The organism is Nocardioides sp. (genome assembly GCF_035703625.1).
Lineage (GTDB): Bacteria > Actinomycetota > Actinomycetes > Propionibacteriales > Nocardioidaceae > Nocardioides.
In genome coordinates, this window is sequence record NZ_DASSXS010000196.1 from 1 (window position 1) to 6,272 (window position 6,272).

Consider the following 6,272-nt stretch of genomic DNA (forward strand, 5'->3'; position numbering starts at 1 on the left):
GAGGACGAGGTCGACATCGAGCTGCTCGAGCCCGCCGAGGGCATCGCCCCCGGCCAGGCCGCGGTGGTCTACGACGGCACCCGCGTGGTGGGCTCGGCGACGATCAGCGCCACGCACCGGGCCGACGCCCCGCAGGGGACCGGGCGGCGGTGACGGTCGCGACCGGCGTCGGGTCCGTGCCCGGCGATGACGACGCGGCGTACGTCGAGGCCGTGCGGACCGTGCTCGGCGAGCTGCCGGACCTGCCCCACCTGCCCGAGATGCCCGGCCGGGGCGCGCCGGCCACCATGACGGGGCGGGCCCTCGCAGTCGTCAGCGAGCTCGGCGCCGACCTGCAGCCCGCGGGCTGGCGGCTCACCGACGCCCCCGGGGTCGACCAGCGCCGGGCCCGGAGCCTGCTGGCCCAGGACCTCGACCGGCTCGAGGAGCAGGCCCAGGGACTCCAGGGCACGTTCAAGGTCCAGGTGGCGGGGCCCTGGACGCTGGCGGCGACGGTCGAGAAGCCACGCGGCGACAGGCTCCTCAGCGACCGCGGCGCGCGCCGCGAGCTGGCCCAGGCCCTCGCCGAGGGTCTCGGGACCCACGTCGCCGACCTGCGTCGCCGGCTGCGGGGGGTGGACCGGCTGGTGGTGCAGGTCGACGAGCCGGCTCTGGCCGCCGTGCTCTCCGGCAGCGTCCCGACTGCCTCGGGCTTCCACCGGCACCGGAGCGTCGAACCTCCCGAGGCCTCGACCGTCCTCGGGTGGGTCTTCGATGCCATCGCGGCCGCAGGCGCGGAGCCCTGGGCGCACTCCTGCTCCACGGACACGCCTCTCGGGCTGCTCCGCGGCGCGGGGGCCCGGGGCCTGTCCGTGGACCTGGGCCTGACGTCGGCTGCCGACCACGACGCCCTGGCCGAGGCGCTCGAGGCCGGTGACACCGTGGTGCTGGGGGTGGTCCCCGCCCTCGACCCGGCCACGGCGCCGGAGGAGGGGCCCGTCGCCGAGCGGGTGCTGCGCTGGCTCGACATGGTCGGGCTGGCTCCCGAGGGGGTCGGCGACCGGCTGGTGATCAGCCCGAGCTGCGGACTGGCCGGGGCCTCCCCTGCGTGGGCGCGCCAGGCCCTCGCCACCCTCCGCGGCGCCGCGGCCCGACTGCGCTGACCCGCCCGAAACTTTCGGGCGGGTCAGCGGGTGGTCAGACGATCGCGGCGGCCTCGGGACCGTCGGTGGCCAGCTCCTCGTGCCTGACGTCGAGGAAGATCCAGACGACGAGCGAGGCGGCCAGCATCATCAGCGACGCGATCAGGAACGCGTGGGTCGCGCCCTCGGTGAACGTCGCCTGGAAGAACGCCGCCTCGAGGAAGCTCGCGCCCTGCTCGGTGCCCGGGTCGACCCCCGACGCCTGCGTGAGCTCGGGCCCGATCAGGGCGACCCGCTCGTTGATGTAGTGCAGCGACACCGTGCTCAGCGTGGCGAGCCCGAGGGCACCGCCGACCTGCTGCATGGTGTTGAGGACGCCCGAGCCGATGCCGGAGTCGTGGGCCTTGATGTGGTGCACCGCCGTCAAGGTGAGCGGCACGAAGGTCAGGCCCATCCCGATCGACATCACCACGATCCACGGCAGCAGGTCGGTCGCATAGCTCACGGAGGACCCGGCGGTCCCCTGCCCGGCCAGCGCGCCGAGGACCGCGGAGGGCGAGTCGTCGATCGAGAGCCGCGAGAACATGAACAGCGAGAACGACGCCAGGAGCGTGCCGGTGCCGGCCAGGAAGCGCGGGTCGATCCGGCTGGCCAGGTTGGACGCCAGGCCCGCCCCGATCACGATGCCGGCCGAGAACGGGAGGAAGGCGAAGCCGGCCTTGAGCGGGCTGTAGCCCATGATCTGCTGCACGAACAGGCTGAGGAAGTAGAACATCGCGAACATCGCCGCCGGACCGAGCATCATCGCGGCGAAGCTCGCCGCGCGGGTGCGGTTCTTGAAGATGTGCAACGGCATCAGCGGGTGCTCGGCGCGGGACTCGAGGAACGCGAACAGGGCCAGCAGGAGCGCACCCGCGGCCAGGCTGGCGATCGTCCAGGGGTCGTCGAACCCGTAGCGCGCGTCGCCGGCCCGGGTCAGGCCGTAGACGATGCCGAGGAGGCCGAACGTGCCGGTCAGCGCGCCGGGGATGTCCATCTCGCCCGGGTGGGACTCGGACTCGTTGAGGAAGCGGCGGGCCAGCAGGGCCGCGCCGATGCCGATGGGGACGTTGATCAGGAACGTCAGCCGCCAGCCGCTCATCTCGATGCCGAACACGCTGTCGAGCCCGGTCAGCCAGCCGCCCAGGATCAGGCCGACCGCGGCGCCGGCGCCGGACATCGCGGCGTAGACCGCGAAGGCACGGTTGCGCTGGCGGCCGGCCGGGAACGTGGTGGTGATCAGCGCCAGGGCAGCGGGGGAGGCGAGCGCGGCGCCGAGGCCCTGGAGCGACCGTGACGCGAGCAGCATGGCCTCGCTCTGGGCCAGACCGCCGATGAGGGAGGCGATGGCGAAGATGGTGAGCCCGGCGGCGAAGACGCGCCGGCGACCGTAGAGGTCACCCAGGCGCCCGCCCAGCAGCAGCAGACCACCGAAGGCGAGCGCGTAGCCGGTGACGATCCACGACAGGTTCGCCTGGGCGATGTCGAGGTCGCGGCCGATGTAGGGGAGCGCGATGTTGGTGATGGTGCCGTCCAGCACCACCATCAGCTGGGCCACCGAGATGAGCACCAGCGCCCACCCGAGGTGGAGCTGCTTGCCTCCGGATGCTCCCTCCACCCCGGCCAGGTCGGCCGGGGCCGGTGTCTTGTCAGACATGCTTTTCCTCCGTCGTTGGTGATCCGCTCGCGGTCGCGGCGGGGACGATGATCTGGTCGATGACGCGAGCGACGAGCTCCCGGGTCGGGGGCTCGCCGAGCACGTAGAAGCGGTGCAGGCAGATGCCGGCGAGGGCGGGTCCGAAGAGCTCCACGTCGAGGTCCTGGCGGACCTCTCCGCGCGCCCTGGCCCGCTCGTAGACGAGCCGGGACAGCGCGATCTTGGGTCCGAGGACCCTGCTGCGGAACTCGGCGGCGAACTCCTCGTCCCGGGTCAGGGCGGTCAGCACGCTGGAGAGGATGCCCACCGACCTGGCCTCCACGAGGCCACCGACACCGCAGAACGCCTCGACTAGGTCTCCCCGCAGGCTGCCGGTGTCGGGTGCGGGTGGCGCCGGCTTCTCGACGAGCAGTGCGTCGATGACCAGGCCGACCTTGGTGTTCCAGCGGCGGTAGAGCGTCGCCTTGGAGGCTCGGGCGCGGGTGGCGACGGCGTCCATGGTGAGGCGGTCGTAGCCGACGTCGGCGAGCACCTCGAGCGTCGCCTCCAGGATCTCGCGCTCGCGGTCACCCTCGATGCGCGGCCGGTGGGCGTGCGCTTCGGTGTGGGTCATGGGCGGCCCTTCGCGGCTGATGGAACGGAACGGTTTCGTTTCATCGAACAGCGTAGGAGGTGGCGGCATTCCCGCCGAATGGAACTTTTCTGCCGGGCTCAGGCGGGCAGCATGCCCAGGGCGCCCGAGAGGGCGACGTCGTTCCACGCGGGCACGCGCCGGAGCATGTAGTGACCGACGGGGCCCATGTCGTGCAGCTCTGCCGAGGAGGCCACGGCGCGGGCGCGCTCGACGAACGCCGCGGTCGCACGGTACGACGTGATCCGGTCGCGGCGTCCGTGCGCGGCCAGCAGGTGCCGGCCGGCCAGACCGGCGACCCGCTCCCCGGGTGGCAGCCAGGGGGCCAGCCCGACGACGCCCACGACCGAGTCGTGCGCGGCGGCGTGGACCGACGTCCGGGCGCCCATGGAGTGGCCCAGCAGGACGACGGGCAGGTCGCCGAGCTCGCGGCGTACCTCCGAGAGGGCCCAGCGGGCGTCCTCCACCGGCCCCTGGCCACCGTTCCAGCCTCGGCGCCGGTAGCGGAGCAGCCAGGTGCTCACGCCCGCTGCGTGCGCACCCGGGGAGATCGTCCGCTGCATCGACCGGCACCGCCGCCAGGAAGCGCTGCGGTCGTCGACGACCTGCTGGGAGCGATCCTTGCCACCGTGCAGCATCAGGATCACCGCGCGCGGTTCCGGGGCGTCGGACCGCGACAGCGACGGTTGGGTCACGCTCGTCTCCACGGCTGGCATGGTCGGTTGTTCGGAGCCCTCAGGTTGCCAGATGGGTCGTCGGTGACGTCGGTGCGACCGGGCAAGATGTGACCCATGGATGCACCCCAGGCGGCCCCGGCCGAGGCGCGCGACCGGCACCGGGAGCTGAGCGAGCAGATCGAGGACGCCCGCTGGCGCTACTACGTCCTCGACGACCCCACCCTCTCCGACGCCGACTTCGACCAGCGGCTCCGGGCGCTGGAGGCGCTCGAGGACGAGTTCCCCGAGCTGCGCACCCCCGACTCGCCGACCCAGAAGGTCGGCGGGGCGGTCTCGACGGAGTTCACCGCGGTCGACCACCTCCGCAGGATGGAGAGCCTCGACAACGCCTTCACCTACGACGAGCTCGAGTCGTGGTACGCCCGCCTGGGACGCGACGGGGTGACCGAGCCCGACCTGCTGTGCGAGCTGAAGGTCGACGGCCTGGCGATCAACCTGCTCTACGAGCAGGGTCGACTGGTCCGGGCGCTGACCCGGGGGGACGGGCGCACCGGCGAGGACGTCACGCCCAACGTGAAGACCATCGACGCGGTGCCCCACCGGCTGGCGGGCTCCGACGAGTTCCCGGTCCCGGAGCTGATCGAGGTGCGCGGGGAGGTGTTCCTCCCCGTCGAGGCGTTCGAGCGGCTCAACGTGGCGATGACCGAGGCCGGCAAGCCGGTCTTCGCCAACCCGCGCAACGCTGCCGCCGGGTCGCTGCGCCAGAAGGACCCCAGGGTGACCGCGACCCGCGCGCTCGGCATGGTGTGCCACGGCATCGGCGAGCGGAAGGGCTTCCAGCCCAGGGCCCAGTCCCACGCCTACGACGCCCTGGCCGCCTGGGGGCTCCCCACGTCCGACCAGGTGAGGGTGCTGCCCACGCTCCAGGACGTCGAGGGGTTCATCCACAACGCCGGCGAGCACCGGCACTCCCTGGTGCCCTACGAGATCGACGGGGTGGTCATCAAGGTCGACGACGTCTCCCTGCAGCGCAGGCTGGGTTCCACCAGCCGCGCGCCCCGGTGGGCGATCGCCTTCAAGTACCCGCCCGAGGAGGTCAACGCCAAGCTCCTCTCGATCGAGGTCAACACCGGCCGCACCGGTCGGGTCACCCCCTTCGGCGTCATGGAGCCGACCCGGGTGGCTGGTTCCACGGTGGAGCGGGCCACGCTCCACAACGCCCACGAGGTCAAGCGCAAGGACGTGCGGCCAGGCGACACCGTCGTACTCCGCAAGGCCGGCGACGTGATCCCCGAGATCGTCGGTCCGGTGCTGCCGCTACGGCCCGAGGGGCTGCAGGAGTGGGTGATGCCGACCGAGTGTCCGTCCTGCGGCACGACCCTCGCCCAGGAGAAGGAGGGCGACAAGGACCTGCGCTGCCCCAACCACCGCGAATGCCCCGCGCAGCTGCTCGACCGCGTCTTCCACGTCGCCGGACGCGGTGCCTTCGACATCGAGGGCCTCGGCTCCGAGGCCGCCCACGCGCTGCTCCAGGCAGGGGTGATCACCGACGAGGGCGACGTCTTCGGGCTCGACGAGGCCGCCCTGCTCCAGACCGAGCTGTTCACCCGCGCCGCCAAGAAGGCCGCCCGTCGAGACGGCGATGGCGCGCCTCCTCAGGAACCGGGGGCCAGAGAGCTCTCGGCCAACGGGCGCCGTCTCCTCGACAACCTCGACCGCGCCAAGAGCGTCCCGCTGTGGCGGGTGATCGTCGCGCTCTCGATCCGCCACGTCGGCCCGACGGCGGCGCGGGCGCTGGCCACCCACCTCGGCTCGATGCAGGCCGTGCGCGAGGCGACGGAGGAGCGGCTGGCCGACACCGAGGGGGTGGGTCCGACCATCGCCGCGTCCGTGCGCGCCTGGTTCGACGGCGAGGGCGCCGACTGGCACAACGCCATCGTGGACAAGTGGGCCGCGGCCGGCGTCACCATGGAGGACGAGCGCGACGAGTCCGTCGCGCGCACCCTCGAGGGGCTCACGATCGTGGTCACCGGCTCGCTCGACAACTACAGCCGCGACTCGGTCAAGGAGGCGATCGTGGTCCGCGGAGGCAAGGCCTCGGGCTCGGTGTCGAAGAAGACCGACTACGTCGTGGTCGGCGAGAACGC

Annotated in this window: 6 protein-coding genes; 3 read left to right on the plus strand and 3 right to left on the minus strand. The window is 72.6% G+C overall.

What is annotated here, in order from left to right:
• A partial coding sequence (locus tag VFN12_RS09620) for an aminomethyltransferase beta-barrel domain-containing protein (protein WP_325118440.1) occupies window positions 1-153 on the plus strand: 153 nt, incomplete at its 5' end.
• The gene (locus VFN12_RS09625) at window positions 150-1,142 is read left to right on the plus strand and encodes a methionine synthase (RefSeq protein WP_325118435.1); all 993 of its coding nucleotides are present in this window, start codon (window positions 150-152) and stop codon (window positions 1,140-1,142) included. The genes VFN12_RS09620 and VFN12_RS09625, both read left to right, overlap by 4 nt.
• A gap of 34 nt (window positions 1,143-1,176) precedes the next feature.
• On the opposite strand, the gene VFN12_RS09630 is transcribed toward VFN12_RS09625, so the two are convergent.
• The 3 genes from VFN12_RS09630 to VFN12_RS09640 all read right to left on the minus strand — a co-directional run bounded on the left by VFN12_RS09630 (window position 1,177) and on the right by VFN12_RS09640 (window position 4,155).
• Complete coding sequence (locus VFN12_RS09630; RefSeq protein WP_325118436.1) at window positions 1,177-2,817, minus strand: MFS transporter; 1,641 nt, start codon at window positions 2,815-2,817, stop codon at window positions 1,177-1,179.
• Window positions 2,810-3,430, minus strand: coding sequence for a TetR/AcrR family transcriptional regulator (locus VFN12_RS09635; protein ID WP_325118437.1), 621 nt, complete (start codon window positions 3,428-3,430; stop codon window positions 2,810-2,812). Before VFN12_RS09635 ends, VFN12_RS09630 begins: the two co-directional genes overlap by 8 nt.
• Window positions 3,431-3,528: 98 nt before the next feature.
• Window positions 3,529-4,155 carry an alpha/beta hydrolase gene (locus tag VFN12_RS09640; protein ID WP_325118438.1) on the minus strand — a complete coding sequence of 209 codons (627 nt, stop codon included), beginning with the start codon at window positions 4,153-4,155 and terminating at the stop codon, window positions 3,529-3,531.
• 84 nt (window positions 4,156-4,239) lie between these two features.
• Here VFN12_RS09640 and ligA point away from each other — a divergent pair.
• Window positions 4,240-6,272: NAD-dependent DNA ligase LigA (ligA, locus tag VFN12_RS09645; protein WP_325118439.1), on the plus strand; the 2,033-nt coding region annotated here is incomplete at its 3' end.

What these genes read in the sequence shown, in the direction of transcription:
- VFN12_RS09630 (WP_325118436.1), bottom strand. Translation starts at nt 2,817, where the DNA reads ATGTCTGACAAGACACCGGCCCCGGCCGACCTGGCCGGGGTGGAGGGA.
- VFN12_RS09635 (WP_325118437.1), bottom strand. Translation starts at nt 3,430, where the DNA reads ATGACCCACACCGAAGCGCACGCCCACCGGCCGCGCATCGAGGGTGAC.